Genomic DNA, 22,027 nt, shown 5'->3' with positions numbered 1-22,027 from the left:
GCCGGAGACCCAGCACCCCGGCACGGACGGGGCGATGAACACCCAAGAAGACCGACGCGCAGATCAGGAGAATGCACCGCATGCCACGGAGGGCACGGATCAGGGCCGGAGCGATAACGACGCCGAAGGGCACCGGGACCAGGCCTAGCCTGCGGCAGGCCTGCCCGAAGCGGGCCGGCCGATGAACGGAAAACGGGCCTGGCTCGTCTGGGGAGTAGGCGTTTTCGCCTACATGGTGGCCGTCACCCAGCGCACCTCCTTCGGCGTCGCCGGGCTGGAAGCCACCGAGCGGTTCTCCGCCACAGCCTCCGTGCTGTCCGTTTTCACCGTGGTGCAGCTGCTGGTGTACGCCGGGCTGCAGATTCCGGTGGGCGTGCTGGTGGACCGCTTCGGTCCCCGGATGCTGATCGCGGCCGGTGCCGCCCTGATGATGGCCGGGCAATTCCAGCTTGCGGCCGCCGAGTCGGTAGGCGCGGGCATCCTCGGCCGCTCCCTGGTGGGAGCCGGGGACGCGCTGACCTTTATCTCGGTGCTGCGCCTGCTGCCGGCCTGGTTCTCCGGCCGGAAAATCCCGGTTCTCACCCAGTACACGGGCATCGTGGGGCAGCTGGGCCAAGTTGCCAGCGCCATTCCTTTTGCCTTTGTGCTGCACCGCTTCGGGTGGAGCACCGCCTTTGTATCCGCCGCTTCCCTGTCCCTGCTGGCGCTGGTGCTCACCTTGGCGTGTGTGCGGAACCGGCCCGACGGCGGTGAAGCGCCCGTACCGCTGCCGCTCCGCCAGACCGGCACGTCCCTGTCCGAAGCCTTCGCCCAGCCCGGCACCCGGCTCGGCATGTGGACCCACTACACGGTGCAGTTCCCGGGCACCGTGTTCGTGATGATGTGGGGCTTCCCGTACCTGGTCAGCGCCGAAGGCGTGGCGCCTGCGGTCGCCTCGGGGCTGATGACCTTCTTTGTGGTGGTGGCCATTGTCTGCGGCCCGTGGATGGGTTCCTGGGTCGGACGGCATCCCCTGCGCCGGTCCACCATGGTCCTGCTGATCGCCGGCGCCATGGCCCTGGGCTGGCTCGTCGTGCTGCTGTATCCGGGTCCGGCGCCGCTGTGGCTGCTGGCGCTCCTGGTCGCCCTGCTCGCCGTCGGCGGCCCCGGATCAATGATCGGTTTCGATTTTGCGCGGACCTACAACCCCAGCCACCGGCTCGGGACCGCCACCGGAATTGTGAACATCGGCGGCTTTATTGCCTCCCTGGTCAGCATGTACCTGATTGGCGTGGTGCTGGACGTGCTGAACAGCAACGGGTTCTCCGGCGGAGACCTGTACGCCCTGGGCTCGTTCCGGATCGCGCTGGCCGTCCAGTTCGCCGTGATGGCCGTGGGCGTGCTCGGCATCCTGCGCACGCGCGCAAAGATCCGTTCCCGGCTGGCCGACGCCGGCTCGCCGCTGCCGCCGCTGCGCGCAGCCCTGGCCCGGGAGCGCCAGCGCCGCCGGGAAGAACGCCGGGGGACTGCCGGCGGTGACGGCCGGCGCTAACCGGCGCTTCGCCGTGCCGGCCTGCCCGCTGCACCCTTGACCCGGTGCTGGCCGGTGTCCACCGCCGGGGGACTGCCGGCGGTGACGGCCGGCGCTAACCGGCGCTTCGCCGTGCCGGCCTGCCCGCTGCACCCTTGACCCGGTGCTGGCCGGTGTCCACAATGAGCGGCATGACCGGTGCACAGGCCCTGGGCGGCGGAGTGGCCGCTGCAGTGGTGGATGTCCGCGGACTGGCCAAGGGCTTCCGCGGAGTGACCGCTTTGGAGGACGTTACGTTCTCGGTAGCAGCCGGCGAAACGTTCGGAATCCTCGGACCCAACGGGGCCGGCAAGACAACCACAGTGGAGTGCGTTACGGGTGCGCTGCGGCCGGACGCCGGGCACATCAGCGTCCTGGGAGTGGATCCCGCCGCAGACCGGGCGGCGGTGCGGGAACGGGTGGGCTACCAGCTCCAGTCCGCGGCCCTGCCCCCTGCCCTGCGGGTAGAGGAAGCGCTGCGCCTGTTCGCCGCCTTTTATCCTGCTCCGGCGGACGTGACGGAGCTGCTGCGCACGGTGGGGCTCGACAAACACCGGAAGCGTCCCTTCGCCAAGTTGTCCGGCGGACAGAAGCAGCGCCTCTCGATTGCTCTTGCCCTGATCGGCAATCCGGATGTGGTGGTTTTCGACGAGCTGACCACGGGACTGGACCCGCAGGGCCGGCGCGATGTCCGGCAGCTGATTCAACGGGTGAAGGACGGCGGCATCACGGTCCTGCTGGTCACCCACTACCTCGACGATGTCGAGCGTCTCTGCGACCGCCTCGCCATCATCGATGCCGGCCGGACACGGTTCGTCGGGACGCCGCAGGAACTTCTTTCGGCGTCCGGCGGGAACGACGGCGGTGCCGGCTCCCTTGAGGACGCTTACCTGGCATTTATCGAACAGCCTGCAGGAGAGTGAAGGCACGGCCATGCGCACGCTCGGAGCCCTGACATCCGCTGAAGCGAAGCTTTACCTGCGCAATCCGGTGAGCATTTTCATGGCTTTGATCCTTCCCTCGGCCATCCTGCTGCTGCAGGGGTTCGTGATGCCCGGGACGACGGCGCCGATGGGTGGAAGCGATCCCCTCTATGCCAGCCTCCGCCCCATCGACCTGCTGGTTCCCCTGGCCCTTGCAGTGGCACTGTCCAGTGTGGCGGTGACCAACTATCCCTCCGCCATCAGCGGTTACCGTGAGACCGGAGTGCTGCGCCGGCTGGGGGTGACGCCCGTGGGTGCACACCGGATCCTGTTTTCCCAGTGGATCATCAGCGCCGCTTCGCTGGCGGTGGCAGTGACCCTGGCCATGCTGCTTGCCCGGGTGGCTTTTGACAGCCTGATGCCGAGCAGCATCCCGCTGGTTGTCCTGATCCTTGCCTTCGGAACCGCCGCCATGATGGCGGTGGGATCTCTCATCGCTGCCCTCGCCGGGACCTCGCAGACGGCCTACGGTATCGGGTTCCTGGTCTTCATGGCGTGTATGTTCACTGCCGGACTGTGGACGCCCGGACCGTTGATGCCGGAGGGTATCCGCCAGATAGCGGCCTTTACCCCGCTCGGTGCCATGACCCAGGCACTTACCGCTGCCTGGTACGGCGGATCGGTTACCGCCTTTCCCTTCCTGGTGATGCTCGGCTGGACCGTTCCATCTGCCTTGGTGGCCGCGAAGGTTTTCCGCTGGAACTGACCGGGCACCTTCGGCTGCGGATCACTCTTCCTCCACCGGCGGGACTGAAAGCGGCCTGCCGGCCGTGTGTACACAGCCGCCGGGCAGGCGCTGTTACGGATGTGTGCACGCAGGAAGCCTTGCGGCATGAGCACAGAACCGGCCGCCGGCACCCCGCAGAACCCATACCGCGTCCGCGCCCCGGCAGACATCCTTAGCCTGATTCCGCACACCTTGGGCTTCGAACCACGGAACTCACTGGTGCTGCTCGCGCTATGCGGCAACCGGCTCGGCGCAACCCTGCGCCTCGACCTGCCGCCTGCGCGGGGCCTCAAGCCCGGCACCAGCGCCGCATATGCGCTCAATGCCTGCCGGTTCATGGCTTCGGACCCGCGTGCCGACGGGGTCCTGCTGGCCATGTATACCGATGAGCCCTGGATCCAGCCCGCGCACGCACCATACCGGTCCCTGATCCGGCGCATGGCGAAGGAATTTGGTGCCGCCGGCATCCCGCTGCAGGACGGGTGGCTGGTGGGGCCGGACACCTGGCGCAACTATTTCTGTGTCCGGCCCCACTGCTGTCCCTGGCCCGGGACACCTCGGCAACAAATCGCCGACAGCATGCTCAACACCGAACTCGTGTACCGCGGGAGTGCGTACGCCTCCTCCTTGGAGAACGCGGTAGGGGAGTCCTTTCCGCCGCCGTGGGGCAACCACGAGCAGGTAGCCGAGGCCCAGGAGCGTTTCACGGCACTGGTCGGCGGGCAATGGAATGGAAAGGCGCAGTTCCGCGGAACACTGCTGCTCTGGGCAAAGGCCGCCGAAACCGACGGCGCCGGATCGGGCAGTGCAGACCCGGGCAGTGCTGACCCGGGTCTTGCGGGCTCCGGAGACCCGGCCCCTGCCGGAGACTCCGCCCCTGCCGTCGCAACCCGGCTGCGGGAGGACCCGGAACTGGCTGGTTTCCTGCTGGCAAGCCTGCAGGACCGCTCCGTCCGGGACACGCTGCTGGTTTTGGGCGCGGCCGGCGCCCAGGCTGCCCTGGCCGGGGCGGAAGCCAACGGCCTCACCTCCCGGCAGGCGCAGCCGCCGGTATTCCCGGCGCCTGCACTGCCTTCGGAGCCGCTGCCTTCGGAACGACTGCCTTCCGAGCCGCTGCGGGGAACACGGGCCCGCGGGACGCTTGCACCCGTGCCCTTTGCCGGGCAGGACACGGGCCGGGCAGAGGGACGGCCAACGGCAGCAGCGGATTTTCGGAACATCCTGGTGGGCACGAGTCCGACGGTCCCGGATTGGAACATGCTGGACCGAACCTACGCGGTGTTCAGGGACCTTGTTCCGGTGGCCGCAGGAGACCCAAAAGCGGCGCTGCTCTGTCTCTTGGCGTGGATCGAATGGGCCCGCGGACGCGGATCCCGCTCTGATGTTTTCCTGCAGCACGCTTTGGACGAGTCGTCGGGCTACCGGCTGGCGCTGCTGCTGCGGGAACTACTGGGAACCGGTGTCCTGCCGGACTGGGCCCGCTCCCGGGCCGGCTCATGGCCGGGGGAACCGGGGGAACCGGGGTAGCAGGGGTAGCCGGGGGAGTGTTGAGAGCAGTGGAGCATGCAAATGTGACGGCTCCGGGAGCGGGGGACGGCGGCGAACGGGAGTCCGGGCTGCGGATGGAGAAGGGCCGCGCCGGAACGGGACTGCATGGTGCGCAAGCCCCGTGCCGTAGCTGCGGATGCCCGCACCGGTGCTGTGGCAGGACGGAAAACGTGCGACAATGGGAACCGAGACCCGGTCGGGTTCGTGTATCAAGTGTCCTTTGAACTGCCAGCCCATGTGGCGGACGGAACAAAACACCGGCGCTGCGTGTTCTACCAAGAACATGCCGAGCTGACATCACTTGGATTGAAGCACGGACTTGACAGGGTCATAGTGGTGTTGCCCCCAATGGCGGTGCCACAACCCGCCGTATGAAAGGTTTTCTGTGTCGCCGAGAAAGACAACTGCAGTCGAAGAGACTGACACTGCACAAAAGCGCACTGCCGCAGCTGACGCCCCCTCCGTGACGGCCGTCAAGGAGCCCGCTTCCGGCGAAAAGACCGCTGCCAAGACGGCCCGCAAGCCTGCCGCCAAGAAGGCACCGGCCAAGGCCGGCACAGCGGCCGCAGGTCGAAAGACCTCCACCAAAACGGCAAAGCCGGCCAAGGGTGCCAAGTCGGAAGCCGAGGACGAGCTGCACGACGAGCCCGCCGACGTCGAACCCGACGCTGACGCCGTCGAAGCTGCCGATCCCGCAGCCGATGCCGCACCCACAGGGTCCGGTTTTGTGTACTCCGACGCCGACGACGACGATGCCCCTGCACAGCAGGTTGTGTCCGCGGGTGCCACTGCCGATCCGGTCAAGGACTACCTGAAGCAGATCGGCAAGGTTGCCCTGCTGAACGCCGAGCAGGAAGTTGACCTCGCACTGCGGATCGAAGCCGGCCTGTTTGCTGACGAAAAGCTTGCCGCCGATGAGCTTCTGCCGGCTGAGAAGCAGATGGACCCCAAGCTCAAGCGTGAGCTGCAGTGGGTGTCCCACGACGGAAAGCGTGCCAAGAACCACCTCCTCGAAGCCAACCTCCGCCTGGTGGTCTCCCTGGCCAAGCGGTACACCGGCCGCGGCATGCTCTTCCTTGACCTGATCCAGGAAGGCAATCTGGGCCTGATCCGTGCGGTCGAGAAGTTCGACTACACCAAGGGCTTCAAGTTCTCCACGTACGCCACCTGGTGGATCCGCCAGGCCATCACCCGTGCCATGGCCGACCAGGCCCGCACCATCCGTATTCCGGTGCACATGGTGGAGGTCATCAACAAGCTGGCCCGCGTGCAGCGCCAGATGCTCCAGGACCTGGGCCGCGAGCCCGCTCCGGAAGAACTGGCCCTGGAACTGGACATGACCCCTGAAAAGGTTGTGGAAGTGCAGAAGTACGGCCGCGAGCCGATCTCCCTGCACACCCCGCTGGGTGAAGACGGCGACTCCGAGTTCGGTGACCTCATTGAGGATTCCGAAGCTGTTGTCCCCGCCGACGCCGTGAGCTTCACGCTCCTGCAGGAGCAGCTGCACTCGGTTCTGGACACGCTCTCCGAGCGTGAAGCCGGCGTAGTTGCCATGCGTTTCGGCCTGACCGACGGCCAGCCCAAGACCCTGGACGAAATCGGCAAGGTGTACGGGGTTACCCGCGAACGCATCCGCCAGATCGAATCCAAGACCATGTCCAAGCTGCGCCACCCGTCGCGGTCCCAGGTCCTGCGGGATTACCTGGACTAAAAGACACTGCGGGCTCGTCCCGGCAGCCGGCAGCCGGCACTCCGTTACGCTCCGGCGGACGGGGTGCCGCTGTGTTTAAGCCCGGGGCACATGTGCATATAGCAAAAGAAGTCCCCTTCCGGTTGGAAGGGGACTTCTTCAAGCTTGGTACGCGCTGCCCGCACCTGCGCGGACGCTGCAGCGGTGGTTCTGCCGGTAATTACTCCGCAGGAACCGGCGCCTTCTCGTTCAGGCGAGCGGTTTCATCCTGCCATTCCGAAGTGAGCGGGCGAAGGTTTGCCTCGACCGCCCGTGCGTGGTGTCCGCAGAAAAGCAGTTCCCCACCGGAGGATTCCAGTACGGCACGTACGTATGCCTGTGCGCCGCAACGATCGCAGCGGTCCAGGCTGTTCAGCTCACGGGTTGCTACTGCTGCTGTCATGAGTTGCCTCCTCAAGGGTGTTGATACTTCATATAACCATCTTTGCCGGCCCAGCCATGGCAGGTTCGGCCGCCTTTCGCTCTGCGCGTACCATTTGGCCGGGGCGGTGTGGGCAGTCTCACTGCTGCTGAGTCGCTGACAGGTTCTGTCACCGCCGGGGATTAACCTTGTAGGAGTCCGGGTTGTTCCCGGACATTCATCCGTTTGACACTGATCTACATTGATCCGTTTGTTGGCCAGCGGCCGATACCAAGGAGTTTCATCGCACGTGGCGCCCCCAAGTTCGAACTACACAGCCCGGCACCTCTCCGTCTTGGAAGGGCTCGAAGCTGTCCGCAAGCGTCCGGGTATGTACATCGGTTCCACGGATTCCCGCGGCCTTATGCACTGCCTCTGGGAAATCATCGACAACTCCGTGGATGAGGCACTGGCCGGGTTTGGCCAAAGCATCAAAGTGATCCTGCACCCGGACGGCTCCGTGGAGATCCATGACGACGGACGCGGCATCCCGGTGGACATTGAACCGAAAACCGGGCTCTCCGGCGTCGAAGTGGTATTCACCAAGCTCCATGCCGGCGGCAAGTTCGGCGGCGGCTCCTACGCTGCCTCCGGCGGCCTGCACGGCGTCGGCGCCAGCGTGGTCAACGCCCTGTCCTCGCGGTTGGACGTCCAGGTGGACCGTGCCGGCAAGACCTACCAGATGGCTTTCCGCCGCGGCGAGCCCGGGCACTTTGCCGACACCGGCAAGAACCCCGCACCGGAGGCGAAATTCACCCCGTCCCCGGAAAGTTCGCCCCTGGAAGTGGTGGGCAAGGCCAAGCGCGGCGTCACCGGTACTCGGATCCGGTACTGGGCGGACCGGCAGATCTTCACCCCGGACGCCAAGTTCTCCTACACCGAGCTGCAGTCCCGTGCCCGCCAGACCTCCTTCCTGGTGCCCGGTCTGCGCATCACCCTCCGCGACGAGCGCCGGCTGCCCGGTACCCCGGGCGAGAACGGTCCGGTGGAAGAGGTCTTCCACCACGACGGCGGCATTGCGGAATTTGTCGACTACCTGGCGGCCGACGCCGCCGTGACGGACATCTGGCGCCTCCACGGCACGGGCAAGTTCAAGGAATCGGTGCCTGTGCTGGACGACAGCGGGCACAGCAGGATCACCGAGGTCGAGCGTGAGTGCGAAGTGGACATTGCCCTGCGGTGGGGCATCGGGTACGAAACCAACATCCGGTCCTTCGTCAACATCATTGCCACGCCCAAGGGCGGCACCCACCAGACCGGCTTTGAGCAGGGCCTGCTCAAGACCTTCCGCAAGGTCATCGAAGCCAATGCCCGCAAGTTGAAGGCGGGCAACGACAAGATCGAAAAGGACGATGTCTTCGCCGGACTGACCGCGGTGCTGACGGTCCGGCTGGCCGAACCGCAGTTCGAGGGCCAGACAAAGGAAATCCTGGGCACCTCCGCGGTCCGTGCCATCGTCACCAAGGTGGTGGAGAAGGAAATCACCGCCCGGCTGAACTCCGCCGCGCGTGCGGACAAGACCCAGTCCGCGCAGCTGCTGGAAAAGGTGGTGGCGGAGATGAAGTCGAGAATCTCTGCCCGCGTGCACAAGGAAACCCAGCGCCGCAAGAACGCGCTGGAGACCTCCACCATGCCCGCCAAACTGGCGGACTGCCGGATCGATGACCAGGAGCGCTCCGAACTCTTCATCGTCGAGGGCGACAGCGCCCTGGGCACTGCCAAGCTGGCGCGGTCCTCGGACTACCAGGCGCTGCTGCCCATCCGCGGCAAGATCCTGAACGTGCAGAAGGCGTCCGTGGCGGACATGCTCTCCAACGCCGAGTGCGCCGCCCTGATCCAGGTAGTGGGCGCCGGCTCCGGCCGCAGCTTCCAGCTGGACGCGGCACGGTACGGCAAAGTCATTTTCATGACGGACGCCGACGTCGACGGCGCGCACATCCGTACGCTGCTGCTGACCCTGTTCTTCCGCTACATGCGTCCGCTGGTCGAAGCCGGACGTGTGTACGCGGCGGTTCCGCCGCTGCACCGGGTGGAGGTCATCAACGCGGGTACCAAGAGCAACGAGATGGTCTACACCTACAGCGAGAAGGAACTGCACCAGGTCCTGGCAAGCCTTGAAAAGGAGGGCAAGCGGTACAAGGAGCCCATCCAGCGGTACAAGGGACTGGGCGAAATGGATGCCGGCCAGCTGGCGGAAACCACCATGGACCCCCGGCACCGTACCCTGCGCCGGGTACGGATCTCGGAGGCTGCAGCAGCGGAGCACGCCTTCGAACTGCTGATGGGAAGCGACGTTGCCCCGCGCAAGGACTTCATCATTGCAGGCGCAGCCATGCTGGACCGGGACCGCATCGACGCCTAGCGATGCGCCGGGTCGGGGCAGGGACTTAGTCCAGCAGGCCCGGAGCGATCAGCAGTGTGGTCGGGACGGCCAGCAGCAGGACCGAGAGGCACAGCACGCACACCTGCTGCCAGCGCGGGAGCGGCGGCTGCGGCGTCAGCAGCCGGCTGAGCCTGCCGGCTGTGCCCAGCGGTTCCTGGAAGTCCGGGCCGCCCAGGGCAGCCGGAGAGTTGGACGCCGGCGCTGCCGGCGTCTCCCGGCCAGGTGCGGGGCTGCCGGAACCCACTATGGCAACCGAACGCACCAGGGTTAGCCGGTCCACCTTCCGCAGCGCCTCATCATCTGCGAGCATTTCGATCAGTTCGTTGACCGACCGCTGCGCCATCAGTGAGGTCGGCAGCCACGGCAGCGCCGCGCGCCAGGCCGCGAACGCCCACAGCAGCAGGTGGTGGTGCTGAGCCAGATGCGCCCGCTCATGGGTCAGGACGGCGGAAAGCTCATCCTCGGAGAGCATGTTCAGCAGCCCGTCGGACAGGACGGTGACCGAGCGTGCGCCGCCGGGCAGGCAGTAGGCCACCGGCGTGGGGTGCTGGATCACCAAGGTGGCCGGTGCGTCCGAGGAGGGGGAGCTGAGCAGGTTCAGCATGTCCCGGTGCCGCCGCCGGCCGCGGAGAATGCGGTACCAGGTCAGCAGCAGGGTAAAGACCAAATGGGCGCTCAACAAAGATGCGGCGCTGAGGGCGAACACGTGGACCAAGCCGAGTTCGCTCGCCGGGGCGCCGGCCACCAGGATGGCCCAGAGGCCCTGCAGCCCGTCCAGCAAGTTGTTGCCCAGCGGTTCCAGGCCCCAGGTCAGCATGGCGCCGATCATCGACAGTCCGCCGGCGAGGGCTATGGCCTGCCACAGGACCATGGCCGTGAAGGGGGAGCGCGCGGGCCACTTTGCCCGCGAGAGGAGAATGGGCACGGGCCACGCCAGGATAATCGCCAGCGCGGCCAGTGCGTAGGAAGCCCAGAACACTCTGTTGGTGCCGCTGCCTAGGCGCCGAGCAACCTGCGGAGCATCTCGGCTTCGGTGTCGGAGACCGAGCCGACAAACCGGGCCAGGACGGCTTCACGGTCGTTGGCGGTACCCAGGGCCTCGTGCATCAGTTCGGCGGTGTGTTCTGCACGCGTGGTCACTGCCCGGTAGCGGTGCGGCCGGATGTCCCGCTCGCGGCGTACCAGGGATTTTTTCTCCAAGCGCGAAAGGACGGTCAGCACCGTAGTCACTGCCAGGCCCCTGCCGTCAGCGGATTCCTCGCGCTGTGCCAGTTTTTCCCGCAGCTCGTTGGCCGTGGCTGCTTCGGACGACTCCCACAGGAGGTCCATCATTGCGCGTTCCAGGTCACCCAGCGTAGCCATGTGCATCCTTCTCGTTATTCAGTCCCGGCCTCAGCCGATAGTTCAGTCCAGACCTACCAATGTACCGCGTTTCGGCCTGTGGTTCTACATCACGTAGAAATCTTTGCGGCGATGTTCTACGCTGTGTAGAAGTCAGTCTTCTACGTCCTGTAGAAGTCGTCGAACTATTGAAGGACAAATCGCGTGGAAGCACTGGATATCGCCCGGTGGCAGTTTGGCATCACCACCGTCTACCACTTCCTTATGGTGCCGCTGACCATTGGCCTGGGCATCGTGGTCGCAGCATTGCAGACGGCCTGGGTACGTACCGGCAAAGAGCAGTACCTCAGGATGACCAAGTTCTGGGGCAAGCTCTTCCTCATCAACTTCATCCTCGGCCTGGCCACCGGCCTGGTGCAGGAATTCCAGTTCGGCATGGCGTGGAGCGAGTACAGCCGTTTCGTCGGTGACGTCTTCGGCGCCCCGCTGGCCCTGGAATCGCTGCTCGCCTTCTTTACCGAGTCTGTGTTCCTGGGACTATGGGTCTTCGGCTGGAAGCGTCTGCCGAAGAAAATCCACCTGGCGAGCATCTGGATCACCACGCTTGCCTCGATGCTTTCGGCCTACTTCATCCTGGCCGCCAACTCCTGGATGCAGCACCCCGTGGGCGTGGAAATGGTCGACGGTCGCCCGGTCATGAATGACATCTGGGCCGTCCTGACCAACAACACCCTGCTGGTGGCCTTCCCGCACACCGTCTTCGGTGCCTTCGCCGTAGCCGGCGGCTTCCTGCTCGGCATCTCCTGGTACCACCTCTGGAAGCGGCGCCGTGACGGCATCGACACCGTGGACAGCAAGGGCAACGTAGTAGTTGGCGAACGGCCCGAAATCGGCCGCGACAAAACCGACCACGCCGTCTGGCTCCGCTCGCTGCGCGTGGGCGCCGCCGTCGCCGTCGTCGCCTTCGCCGGCGTGGCCGTCAGCGGCGACCTGCAGGGCAAGCTCATGTTCGCGCAGCAGCCCATGAAGATGGCTGCGGCTGAAGCTGCCTGCCACGACGGTACCGGCTTCTCCGTCCTCTCCGTCGGAGACCCCGGCGCTGCAAACTGCGAGGACGTGGACACGCTCCTCGAGATCCCCGGCATGCTCTCCTTCCTGGCCAACGGCGACTTCGACACCGAGATCCGGGGCGTGAACACCCTCCTGGACCAGTACCAGGACGACTACGGCACCCACCTGCCGGACAACGAAATCTACGGCTCCAACTCGGGCGCGGAGATCGACTACACACCGAACTTCGCCGTCACCTACTGGGGATTCCGCATCATGATCGGCTTCGGCGGCATCGCAGCAGTCGCTGCGGCCTTCGCCCTCTGGGTGGTCCGCAAGGGCACCGTGCCCGAGTCGAAGTGGCTGATGCGCCTGGCCGTGTTCGGCATCCTGGCGCCGTTCGGCGCCAACAGCGCCGGCTGGATCTTCACCGAGATGGGACGCCAGCCGTTTGTGGTGGCACCGAATCCCACCGGCACCGACGGCGTCTTTATGTTCACCGCGGCTGCCGTCTCACCGGGCGTAAGTATGGGCGAACTGCTCTTCTCCGTCATCGCGTTCACCGTGGTCTACCTGGCACTGCTGGTGGTTGAGGTCCGGCTGCTGTTCAAGTTCGTCCGCGGCGGCGTCCCGGCTGCCATGCCGGACCTGCTGGGCAACGACGACGGCGACACCGGCGGCCTGAACTCCCCGGGCATGGACCCGGACGGCACGCCCGGAAAGGCGAAGTCCGATGTGCTCGACTTTGCCTACTAAGACCTTCCGGACCGGCCGGATCCGGTCCCGCACCTGCGGGACCGGATCCACCCCGACCCTGTCCGGCTTCCTTTCAACCCTGCCGGCCGCCGGCATCCCTGGAGCTCTGTTGTAATGTCGCTACCGTTGTTCTGGTTTATCGTGATTGCCTTCCTGTGGGTCGGCTACCTCTTCCTCGAAGGCTTCGACCTGGGCGTGGGCATGCTCATGAAGCTGATGGCCCGCGACGAGAAGGAACGCCGCGTGCTGCTGAACACCATCGGCCCGGTGTGGGACGGCAACGAGGTGTGGCTGATCACCGTGGGCGCGATGACGTTCGCCGCGTTCCCCATGTGGTACGCCTCGCTGTTCTCCGCGCTGTACATCCCGCTGGTCTTTGTGCTGATGGGCCTGATTTTCCGGGCGGTCTCCATCGAGTACCGCGGCAAGCATGACAGTGACAGCTGGCGCAACCGGTGGGACTGGGGGATGGCCCTGGGTTCGCTCGTGGCCGCCTTCGGCGTGGGGGCCGCGCTTGGGCTGACCACCACCGGCCTGCCGCTGAACGAGAACGGCGACCGGGTGGGCGGGGCCTTCGCCTGGCTGACCCCGTACGCCGTGCTGGGCGGAGTGGCCGTTGTGGCGTTCTGCCTGATTCACGCCTGCGCGTTCCTGATGCTCAAGACCGACGGCGAGATCCGCGAACGTTCCCGCAAGGTGGTCCTGCACTGGCTGCCGCTGGGCATCCTCCCGCTGGCGGCCTGGGCCGTTATTGTCCAGTTCATGAACGGCAAGGCCTCGACGCTTCCCCTGCTGGTAGTGGCCGTGGTGGGTGCACTGCTCGCCTGGATCTTTGCCCGGCGCGGCCGCGACGGGGCGACCTTCGTCAGCCTCGGCGTCTTCCTCGTGGCCGGTGCGGCCACCATCTTCGCCGCCATGTACCCGGTGGTACTGCCCTCCACGCTGGACGCCGCCTGGAACCTGACCGTGGAGAACGCCTCCGCATCCCCGTACGCCCTGAAGGTCATGAGCTGGGTGGCACTGTTCGGCCTGCCGGTCGTGGTGCTCTACCAGGGCTGGACCTACTGGGTCTTCCGCAAGCGGGTCAGCGCTGAAGCGATCCCGGCCGCCCACAGCTTCAAGTCGCAGTGAAGCCCGTCCTGCCGGTCAGCGCCACCAGTCGGCGGGCGCTGTATCTTCTTGGCCTGCTGGCCGCCGTCAAGGCGGCCGGCCTGGTCCTGCTGGCCGACGCCGTGGCCGGTGGAATTGCCGGCTTGGCCGGCGGCGGCCCGGACTGGAACCGGATGCTGCTCCTCGGTGCCGCCGGTGCCGTGCTCCGCTCCCTGGCGGTGTGGGGGCAGGACACCGTAGCCCAGCGGGCAGCGGCCGGAGTCAAGGACGAACTGCGCCGCCAGCTTTCCGCCCGCGTGCTGTCCGACGGCGGTACGGTGCCCGGCATGGGCAGCGGCGCCTTGAGCGTCCTGCTCACGCGCGGTCTCGACGGCCTGGACAACTACTACTCCAAGTACCTGCCCGCACTGGTGACCTGCGCCGTCGTTCCCCTGCTGGTAGGCATCCGCATCCTGTCAGCGGACTGGGTCAGCGCGCTCATCGTTGTGCTGACCGTGCCCCTGATTCCGGTGTTCATGATCCTGATCGGCATGCATACGCAGGACAAGACCGCCGCGGCCGTGGATGCCCTGAACCGGCTGTCGGACAACATGCTGGAGCTGGCCAAGGGTCTGCCGGTGCTGGTGGGGCTTGGCCGTGCCAAGGCCCAGACCAGGGCCCTGCGGGACGTGGCCGACCGTTACCGCACCACCACGCTGGCCACGCTGCGCGTTGCTTTTATGTCTTCCCTGGCCCTTGAGCTGATTGCCACCATCTCCGTGGCGCTGGTGGCCGTGTTTATCGGCGTGCGGCTGGTGCACGGCGGCATGCCGCTGGAAGTGGGGCTGCTGGCCCTGATTCTGGCCCCCGAATGCTATCAACCGCTGCGTGACCTGGGTACCGCGCACCACTCCAGTGAAGACGGATTGGAAGCGCTGAACCGCACCAACGCCGTGCTTCGCGCACCGGCTGCCCGTCCGCTGGTTTCCGCTGCCGGGAGCGGCGCCGGGGCCGGAACCCCGGGCAACGCCGTGCCCGGACACGCGCCCCTGCAGGTCCGGAACCTGACCATCAGTTACGAGGGACGCCCGCATCCGGCCGTGGAGAACCTGAGCTTCACAGTACCCGCAGGCTCCATCGCGGCCCTGACCGGCCCCAGCGGTGCCGGCAAGACGTCGGTGCTTGAGGCCCTGGCCGGGCTGCGCCGCGACGGCGGGGACACCCGGCTCAGCGGATCCGTTGACGGCGTTGACCGTTCCACCCTGGCCTGGATACCCCAGCATCCCGTCCTCGTGGAGGACACCGTTGCCCGGGAAATTGCCCTGTACGCGGGTCTGCCGGCCGGCGACGCCACCCGTCCCGACGCTCCGGCCCGTGCCGCAGCCCGCGACGCACTGGACGCAATCGACGCCGGACACCTCCTGGACGCCGAGACCGCCGATCTCAGCCCCGGCGAGCAGCGCCGGGTGGCCGTGGCCCGTGCCCTCGCCCGGATCGACGCCGTCCCCGGCGTCCGGGTGCTGCTGGCCGATGAACCCACTGCGCACCTGGATGTCCGCAGCGCTTCGGCTGTCCGTGCAGCGCTGGCCGGGCTGCGCGGCCGGGCTACCGTCCTCCTGGTGGCGCACGACGCCGCAACGGCCGCCGTGGCGGACACCCTGATCCCCGTGGATGCGTCCGCAGGCGTGGTGCAGCCCGCCGGCAGCGGTGCGGTGTTCGAGACGGTCTTCGAGACTGCGCCCGAGGCACTGCCCGAGTCGCTGGCCGAGTCCCTGGCTGGAACCGCCGACCTGCAGGCGGATCCGCCGCCGGAACCCTCCGCCGTCGCGCCGCTGACGGCAGCAGCGGAGAACGCCGCCGCCCCGGCCCACCAGCCGCTGTGGAAGAACATGCTGGTACTGCGGCCGTGGAGCAAGCAGTTTGTCCTGGCACTGGTCCTGGGCACAGCCGCCACCATGTTCGCCGTCACCCTGACGGCACTGTCTGCCTGGCTGATTGTCCGTGCCAGCGAGCAGCCGCCCATCCTGTACCTGATGATGGCGATTGTGGGGGTGCGGTTCTTCGGTATTGGCCGGGCCTTGCTGCGCTACCTGGAGCGGCTCTCCCTGCATGACGCGGTTTTCCGCGCCACGAACACCCTGCGCGTACGGCTGTGGAACGGCCTGCTGCAGCGGCCCGAAGGCTGGCGCCGCGTGGCCCGCGGCGGCGGTGCACTGGAACGGCTCGTGGGCGACGTGGACGAGTTGCGGGATATTGCGCCGCGGGTCGTCTTCGCGCCGCTGACCGGACTGCTCACTGCGGCCGGAGCCTGCGTGGCAACCTGGCTGCTGGTCCCTGAGGGCCTCGCGGTGCAGGTGGCGCTGTGCGTCGTCGGAATGCTGGTTGCTCCGCTGCTGGCACTGCTCGCCGACCGCGCAGCACGGGCAGCCACGGTCAACCTGCAGGCACGGTCCATGTCCGGCATGGCCCGCCTGCTTTCCGCAGCCCGGGACCTGGAAGCCAACTCCAGCTCGGCACCCGTGCTGGCCCGCCAGGAACAACTCGAAGCGGCGGCGGCCAAAGCCGTCCGGCGCAGTGCCTGGGCACAGGGGCTGGCCAACGCCCTGACCGCGCTCGCCTGCTCCCTGAGCGCGCTCTACATGGTCAGTGCCGCCCGCGAGGCTCCGGCCACAGTGGCCGCCGTGGTGGTCCTGGTCCAGCTGGCCCTGATCGAACCCTTTGTTGCGGTCAACGGGTCCATCCAGCAGTTCTTCGCCTGGCGGACGCTGGGGGACAAGGTGCTGCCGGACCTGGGCACCGATGACGTGGAGGAGGACACCACCGAGGCGGAAGCGGCCGCGCGCGCCCGGTTCGGCACGGTGCAGGACCTGGAACTGCACGGCATCCGTTACCGCTACCCGGGCGCTGCACGCGATGTCCTGGCCGGGGTGGACCTGGAGGTATCGGCAGGGGAGTGGGTGGCTGTCACCGGCCCGTCCGGCAGCGGCAAGTCCACGCTCCTGGGCGTCCTGCTGGGGTTCCTCACACCGCAAAGCGGGTCCTACACCATCAACGGGCAGCAGGCGCAGTCGCTGCCGCCCGCTGCCCGGCGCATGGCGTGGTGCCCGCAGGAGGCCCACCTCTTCGACTCCACGCTGCGCGGAAACCTTCTGCTGGCCCGTGACCGCGCCCTGGCGCCAAGCGAAGCCGAAATGGTCGAGGCACTGCGCGCCGTCGGGCTTGGACCGCTGTTCCGGACGCTGCCCGAAGGACTGGACACGCCCATCGGTGCCGGCGGACATTTCCTTTCCGGCGGCCAGCGCCAGCGCCTCGCCGTGGCGCGGGCACTGCTTGCAGAGGCCGACGTCGTGCTCCTGGACGAGCCTACGGCCCACTTGGACGCGGCGGCCGGGGAACAGCTCATGGCGGACCTGAAGTCCGGCCTGCAGGGCAAGGCCGTGGTGGTGGTGACCCACAACCCTGCTGATGCCGCCTGGTGCGAACGGGAGGTCGGCCTGGGCGCAGGGGCTGTGCTTCTGTCCTAGCGCTTATGGGGTGTCCTAGGGTGGATGGATGCAGACGCCCTCCCTTCCCACAGTCCCAGGGCCGGAAACCGGTCTCCGCTGGCGCTCCATCGCAGCCGACGACGTCGATGCCTGGTATGCGCTGATCCGCCGGATGGCAGAGGCGGACAGGCCGGGCTGGGTGGAGGACCGCCGGGACCTGGAGCAGGCACTGGAAACCGCCTCCGGGGACCCGGCGCTGGACACGCTGATTGGCCTGGACAAAGACGGGGCAGCACGCGCCTACGGGCGGATTGCGCTGAACCCGGGCTCCGAAACCGAGTCCGGGTTCGGCGGCGTGGATCCGCAGTGGCGCCGCCGCGGGATCGGCGCGGCCGTGTTCGGCTGGCAGGAAGCGCGCCTGCGGCAGCGGCTGCTCAGCGAACACCGCAAGCACGGTGTGCTGCGGACCTATGCCGAGGAAGCCAACGCGTCGCACGTTGCCCTGCTGGAGTCCGCCGGCGCCCGTGTGGTGCGGTACTTCACGGAGATGAGCCGGCCGCTGCACACGGACCTGCCGGACGCCGAATTGCCGGCGGGCATCGAGTTCCAAACGTTCAGCGCCGCGAATTCCGACGCCATCCGCCGGGCGCATAATGAAGCGTTCAAGGACCACTGGGGCAGCGAGCCGCGCAACAAGGAACGCTGGGCTTTCACCGTTGGGCATCCCGAGTTCCGTCCGGACTGGAGCTTCGCCGTGATCGATTCCGGCACCGGGGAAGTCGCTGCATACCAGCTGGCCAGCTTCGACCCGGAGAGCCAGGCCATCCACGGCTACAAAGAGGGCTACACCATGCTCCTTGGGGTGCGACGGAACTGGCGCGGACGCAAGCTGGCACCGGCCATGCTGGGCGAAGCCATGCGCCGGTTCCGCGACGGCGGGATGGACAACGCCGGACTGGGGGTGGACACCGAGAACCCCTCCGGCGCCCATGACCTGTACGAAAGCCTTGGCTACCGTCCGACGCACCGCGAAGTGGTCTTCGACAAACCCGTGCTCTAAGACGTGGCCGTGCCCTCTAGGCCGGGGTGTGCTTCGGGGTTGTCTGGATCCATATCGCCTCGGCAGCGGGGAGGCCCAGTTCCATGGCACGCCCGCACGCTTCGATGGTGAGCGTTCCAGCGTAGGGCTGGCGCGCCAGGACGGTCAGCACCGTATCCAGGTGCAGTCCCAGTCCGGCGATATAGCGCAGCAGTTCCGGTTCGTTGTCTGACACGCGTGCCACCACGCCACGCGTCCCGGGCTCGCAGCGGCTGAGCCGCAGGGCATCCAATACCGGGAAACTGCCGTCGCGGGCGGGAATCGGGTCTCCATGGGGGTCGCGGACGGGGTGGCCGAGCCGGGCGGATAACGCGTCCACCATTTTGTCCGAAACCGCGTGCTCCAGGTGCTCGGCTTCCTCGTGGACTTCGTCCCACCGGTAGCCCAGGTACTCCACCAGGAACGTCTCGATCAGCCGGTGCCGCCGCACCATGCCCACGGCCGCCGTCTCGCCGGCAGCGGTCAGGGCAATGGAGCCGTAGCGCGCATGTGTGAGGAGCCCTTGGGCCGTAAGCTTCTTCACCGCTTCGGAGACCGACGACGGCGAAAACCCCATGTGGACTGACAACGCGGAGACCGTCAGGGGTTCGTCCGTCCATTCCTGTGCGGTCCAGATGACCTTCAGGTAATCCTGGGTAGCCGTGGAAAGTTCGCTGTGTGGTGCCACGGTCCCACCTTACTGGAAGGCCTGCCTGAAAAAATGGCCCTCAAATACCCCCAGGGGGTACTTGACCTATACCCCTTGGGGGTATAGCTTGGTGGGGAAAGCGAGGGGAGTGAACCATGACAGAAGCAACCGGACATGCCGTGCACGCACCCGGGGCGGCACCGGCAGGCGTTGCGGCGCCGGCCGCAGTGCACGGATACACCTCCGATAAAGCTGCGTACCTGCGCCGGCTGAAGCGGGTTGAGGGCCAGGTCCGCGGCATCGCCCGGATGGTGGAGGAAGACAAGTACTGCATAGACATCCTCACGCAGGTCGCCGCCATCAATAAGGCGCTGCATGCCGTCAGCCTGGGGCTGGTCCAGGACCACATGTCGCATTGCGTGGTGGATGCCGCGCAGGAAGCAGAGCGCACCGGCAACCCCGAACTCGTCCAGGCCAAGGTGCAGGAAGCAGCCGACGCGATCGGCCGGCTCCTGCGCTAGGGTCCGCCGAAGAATACCCAAGAAAGAAGAAGGATATGGAAACCACCACACTGAACATCTCCGGTATGACCTGCGGCCACTGTGTAGCCTCCGTCACGGAAGAACTGAAAGCGCTCGACGGCGTCAGCGAAGTCTCCGTTGATCTGAACGCCGGCGGGGTCTCCACCGCCACCGTCACCTCCACCCGGAGGATGGCACCGGCGGAACTGGGCGAAGCGGTAGCCGAAGCGGGCTACATGGTCGTCGAAACCACGGCCTAGGAGCCGTTCCCGGGCCCGGCCCAACGCTGGATCCGGCCCCGGACAGCCGGCAGTAAGCAACAGAAGGGAAGAACCATGGACACCCAGGAACTGGTGAACAACAACGCCAGGGCCGTTGAGCTCGATATCCAGGGCATGACGTGCGCCTCCTGCGTGGCACGGGTGGAACGCAAGCTCGGCAAGATCGAAGGCGTGGAAGCATCGGTTAACCTGCCGCTGGAAAGCGCGCGCGTAACGGCACCGGCTTCGGTGACGGACCAGCAGATCCTTGACGCCGTGAACTCTGCCGGTTACCAGGCACGGTTGAAGACCCGGGCCGGCAACTCCGCCGCGCATGGTGCGCATGCGGAGGGCAGCCACGCAGGCGAGGACCATCTGGCCCACGGCGGCTCAGGCGAGGACCATATGTCCCACGGCGGGACCGCAGCACAGCTGCGTCCGCGGCTGATTGCCGCCGCCGTCCTCAGCGTGCCGATCCTGCTGATTTCCATGGTTCCGGCCCTGGCCTTTCCCAACTGGGGCTGGGTGGCCGCACTGCTGGCCCTGCCTGTGGTGACGTGGTCCGCGTGGCCCTTCCACCGGGCCGCGGCCATCAACGCCAGGCACCTGGCGTCCACCATGGATACCCTCGTGGCGATCGGCGTCGCGGCCTCGTATCTGTTCTCGGTGGGCGAGCTGCTGGCCGATCCGGGGCTGACCGCAGACCCGGGCATGGGCGCGGACCCGCACCTGTACTTCGAAGTGGCGTCGGTGGTGGTGACCTTCCTGCTGCTGGGCCGCTACCTAGAGGCCAACGCCAAGACCAAGGCATCGGACGCACTGAAATCGCTCCTGGGCCTAGGTGCCAAGGACGCGACCGTGCTGCGCGGCGGAGAGGAAATCCGGATCCCGGCGGACCAGCTTGCCGTGGGCGACATTGCCGTAGTCCGGCCCGGGGAGAAAATCCCGGCCGACGGTGTCGTGGTGGACGGCCGTTCCGCCGTTGATGCGTCCCTGATCACCGGCGAATCCCTGCCGGTGGAAGTGGACGTGGACAGCCCCGTTACCGGGGCGACCATTAATACTTCGGGCCGGCTGCTGGTCCGGGCCACCCGTGTGGGCAGCGAAACCACATTGGCGCAGATGGGCCGCCTGGTCAGCGATGCCCAGTCCGGCAAGGCGCCCATTGCGCGGCTCGCTGACCGGATCAGTGCAGTTTTTGTGCCGGTGGTGCTGGGCATTGCGGTGCTGACCTTCCTGCTCTGGCTGTTCTTCGCCGGTGACCTGCAGGCAGCGTTCGTGGCGGCGGTTGCCGTGCTCGTTATTGCATGCCCCTGTGCCCTGGGGCTGGCCACACCCGTGGGCCTGCTGACCGGTACCGGGCGGGGTGCCCAGCTGGGCATCCTCATCAAGGGCCCGCAGGTGCTGGAAGACACCCGCACCGTGGACACCATCGTGCTGGACAAGACCGGAACCATCACCACCGGCAAGCTGTCCGTGGCACGGGTCCGGCTCCTGGACAGTGCCCCCGCGGACCTGACGCAGGACGGGCTGCTGCGCCTGGCCGGCTCGGTGGAAGATGCCGGGGAGCATCCCATTGCCCGGGCCATCGCGGCCTCCGCCCGCTCCGGCCCGGGCACCGTCTCCGTCGCCGGATTCGATTCGGCTCCCGGCGGAGGGGTGCGCGGCACCGCTGACGGCCGCAGCGTTGTTGCCGGACGTCCGGCCTGGCTGGATGAGAACGGCGTCGACCTGCCCGACGGCGCGTATGCGGCACTGCGACAGGAGCAGGCTGCCGGTTCCACGGCGGTGCTGGTGGCGGTGGACGGGCACGCGGCCGGCATCATCTCGTTGCAGGACACCCTTAAGGACGGCTCGGCGGCTGCCATTGCCAGGTTCCGCAGCCTGGGCCTGCGTCCGGTGCTGCTGACCGGTGACAACGCCGTGGTGGCGGCCCACGTGGCGGAACAGGTCGGCATTCCGGCGGAAGACGTCCTCGCGGACGTCCGCCCGGAAGGCAAGGTGGAGGCAGTCCGGCGGTTCCAGGACCAGGGACGTACCGTGGCCATGGCCGGCGACGGCGTGAACGACGCCGCGGCGCTGGCGCAGGCCGACCTCGGCATTGCCATGGGCACGGGCACCGACGTTGCCATGGAAGCGGCGGACCTGACCGTGATGGGAAGCGATCTGGGCCAGGTGGCCACCGCCATCGAGCTGTCCCGGCGTACGCTGGCGACCATCAAGACCAACCTGTTCTGGGCCTTCTTCTATAACGCTGTGGGCATCCCGGTAGCGGCTTTCGGGCTGTTGAACCCGATGATTGCCGGAGCAGCGATGGCCGCCAGTTCGGTGCTGGTGGTGGGTAACTCGCTGCGGCTGCGCAGCTTCGGCAAGCAGCACGCCCAGTAGGCTGCACGGCACAGAATAAAGCGGCAGGCATGGTCCAACGGACCATGCCTGCCGCTTGTGTGTTCGCGGT

At 67.1% G+C, this 22,027-nt stretch carries 17 protein-coding genes; 13 read left to right on the top strand and 4 right to left on the bottom strand.

Features of this window, described 5'->3' with window-relative positions; genetic code table 11:
• Nucleotides 1–181: 181 nt before the first annotated feature.
• From LJ754_RS10715 to LJ754_RS10695, 5 genes are all read left to right on the top strand, one after another.
• On the top strand, nucleotides 182–1,531 hold the full coding sequence (locus tag LJ754_RS10715) for an MFS transporter (RefSeq protein WP_227926548.1): 1,350 nt from the start codon (nucleotides 182–184) through the stop codon (nucleotides 1,529–1,531).
• Between the two features lie 170 nt (nucleotides 1,532–1,701).
• Nucleotides 1,702–2,472, top strand: a complete 771-nt coding sequence (locus tag LJ754_RS10710) for an ABC transporter ATP-binding protein (protein WP_227926547.1) — start codon at nucleotides 1,702–1,704, stop codon at nucleotides 2,470–2,472.
• Nucleotides 2,473–2,482: 10 nt separating this feature from the next.
• On the top strand, nucleotides 2,483–3,238 hold the full coding sequence (locus LJ754_RS10705) for an ABC transporter permease (RefSeq protein ID WP_227926546.1): 756 nt from the start codon (nucleotides 2,483–2,485) through the stop codon (nucleotides 3,236–3,238).
• 126 nt (nucleotides 3,239–3,364) lie between these two features.
• Nucleotides 3,365–4,786, top strand: coding sequence for a DUF4192 domain-containing protein (locus tag LJ754_RS10700; RefSeq protein WP_227926545.1), 1,422 nt, complete (start codon nucleotides 3,365–3,367; stop codon nucleotides 4,784–4,786).
• 406 nt (nucleotides 4,787–5,192) lie between these two features.
• Nucleotides 5,193–6,518 (top strand): RNA polymerase sigma factor, encoded by a 1,326-nt coding sequence (locus LJ754_RS10695; RefSeq protein WP_227910915.1) that lies wholly within the window; start codon nucleotides 5,193–5,195, stop codon nucleotides 6,516–6,518.
• Between the two features lie 199 nt (nucleotides 6,519–6,717).
• Here LJ754_RS10695 and LJ754_RS10690 read toward each other — a convergent pair whose 3' ends face one another.
• Entirely contained in the window at nucleotides 6,718–6,939 is a 222-nt protein-coding gene (locus LJ754_RS10690) for a DUF7455 domain-containing protein (protein WP_227910916.1), read from the bottom strand.
• A gap of 268 nt (nucleotides 6,940–7,207) precedes the next feature.
• Between LJ754_RS10690 and LJ754_RS10685 the strand changes: the two genes are divergently transcribed.
• Nucleotides 7,208–9,319, top strand: a complete 2,112-nt coding sequence (locus LJ754_RS10685) for a DNA gyrase/topoisomerase IV subunit B (protein ID WP_227926544.1) — start codon at nucleotides 7,208–7,210, stop codon at nucleotides 9,317–9,319.
• Between the two features lie 25 nt (nucleotides 9,320–9,344).
• Here LJ754_RS10685 and LJ754_RS10680 read toward each other — a convergent pair whose 3' ends face one another.
• Both LJ754_RS10680 and LJ754_RS10675 read right to left on the bottom strand, forming a co-directional pair.
• Entirely contained in the window at nucleotides 9,345–10,319 is a 975-nt protein-coding gene (locus LJ754_RS10680; protein ID WP_227910918.1) for a M56 family metallopeptidase, read from the bottom strand.
• A gap of 17 nt (nucleotides 10,320–10,336) precedes the next feature.
• Nucleotides 10,337–10,702, bottom strand: coding sequence for a BlaI/MecI/CopY family transcriptional regulator (locus LJ754_RS10675; RefSeq protein ID WP_227926543.1), 366 nt, complete (start codon nucleotides 10,700–10,702; stop codon nucleotides 10,337–10,339).
• A 183-nt stretch (nucleotides 10,703–10,885) separates the two neighbouring features.
• Between LJ754_RS10675 and LJ754_RS10670 the strand changes: the two genes are divergently transcribed.
• From LJ754_RS10670 to LJ754_RS10655, 4 genes are all read left to right on the top strand, one after another.
• Complete coding sequence (locus tag LJ754_RS10670; RefSeq protein ID WP_227926542.1) at nucleotides 10,886–12,487, top strand: cytochrome ubiquinol oxidase subunit I; 1,602 nt, start codon at nucleotides 10,886–10,888, stop codon at nucleotides 12,485–12,487.
• 114 nt (nucleotides 12,488–12,601) lie between these two features.
• Nucleotides 12,602–13,618 carry a cytochrome d ubiquinol oxidase subunit II gene (gene cydB / locus LJ754_RS10665; protein WP_227926541.1) on the top strand — a complete coding sequence of 339 codons (1,017 nt, stop codon included), beginning with the start codon at nucleotides 12,602–12,604 and terminating at the stop codon, nucleotides 13,616–13,618.
• Nucleotides 13,615–17,100 carry a thiol reductant ABC exporter subunit CydD gene (gene cydD / locus LJ754_RS10660; RefSeq protein ID WP_227926540.1) on the top strand — a complete coding sequence of 1,162 codons (3,486 nt, stop codon included), beginning with the start codon at nucleotides 13,615–13,617 and terminating at the stop codon, nucleotides 17,098–17,100. Before cydB ends, cydD begins: the two co-directional genes overlap by 4 nt.
• Before the next feature lie 28 nt (nucleotides 17,101–17,128).
• A complete protein-coding gene (locus LJ754_RS10655; RefSeq protein ID WP_227926539.1) occupies nucleotides 17,129–18,121 on the top strand; it encodes a GNAT family N-acetyltransferase in 993 nt (330 codons plus the stop codon).
• A gap of 16 nt (nucleotides 18,122–18,137) precedes the next feature.
• Here LJ754_RS10655 and LJ754_RS10650 read toward each other — a convergent pair whose 3' ends face one another.
• Nucleotides 18,138–18,827 (bottom strand): metal-dependent transcriptional regulator, encoded by a 690-nt coding sequence (locus LJ754_RS10650; RefSeq protein ID WP_227926538.1) that lies wholly within the window; start codon nucleotides 18,825–18,827, stop codon nucleotides 18,138–18,140.
• Between the two features lie 116 nt (nucleotides 18,828–18,943).
• Between LJ754_RS10650 and LJ754_RS10645 the strand changes: the two genes are divergently transcribed.
• The 3 genes from LJ754_RS10645 to LJ754_RS10635 all read left to right on the top strand — a co-directional run bounded on the left by LJ754_RS10645 (nucleotide 18,944) and on the right by LJ754_RS10635 (nucleotide 21,957).
• Nucleotides 18,944–19,309: a metal-sensitive transcriptional regulator gene (locus tag LJ754_RS10645; RefSeq protein WP_227926537.1), complete on the top strand. Its 366-nt coding sequence runs from the start codon at nucleotides 18,944–18,946 to the stop codon at nucleotides 19,307–19,309.
• A gap of 35 nt (nucleotides 19,310–19,344) precedes the next feature.
• The gene (locus LJ754_RS10640; RefSeq protein ID WP_227910926.1) at nucleotides 19,345–19,569 is read left to right on the top strand and encodes a heavy-metal-associated domain-containing protein; all 225 of its coding nucleotides are present in this window, start codon (nucleotides 19,345–19,347) and stop codon (nucleotides 19,567–19,569) included.
• Between the two features lie 75 nt (nucleotides 19,570–19,644).
• Nucleotides 19,645–21,957 carry a heavy metal translocating P-type ATPase gene (locus tag LJ754_RS10635; RefSeq protein WP_227926536.1) on the top strand — a complete coding sequence of 771 codons (2,313 nt, stop codon included), beginning with the start codon at nucleotides 19,645–19,647 and terminating at the stop codon, nucleotides 21,955–21,957.
• The last annotated feature ends 70 nt before the right edge of the window (nucleotides 21,958–22,027 follow it).

Origin of the sequence: Arthrobacter sp. zg-Y40, assembly GCF_020731535.1 — a bacterium.
Lineage (GTDB): Bacteria > Actinomycetota > Actinomycetes > Actinomycetales > Micrococcaceae > Arthrobacter_B.
Note: the sequence above shows the minus strand (reverse complement) of the source record. Positions and strands in the feature narration are given on the sequence as shown.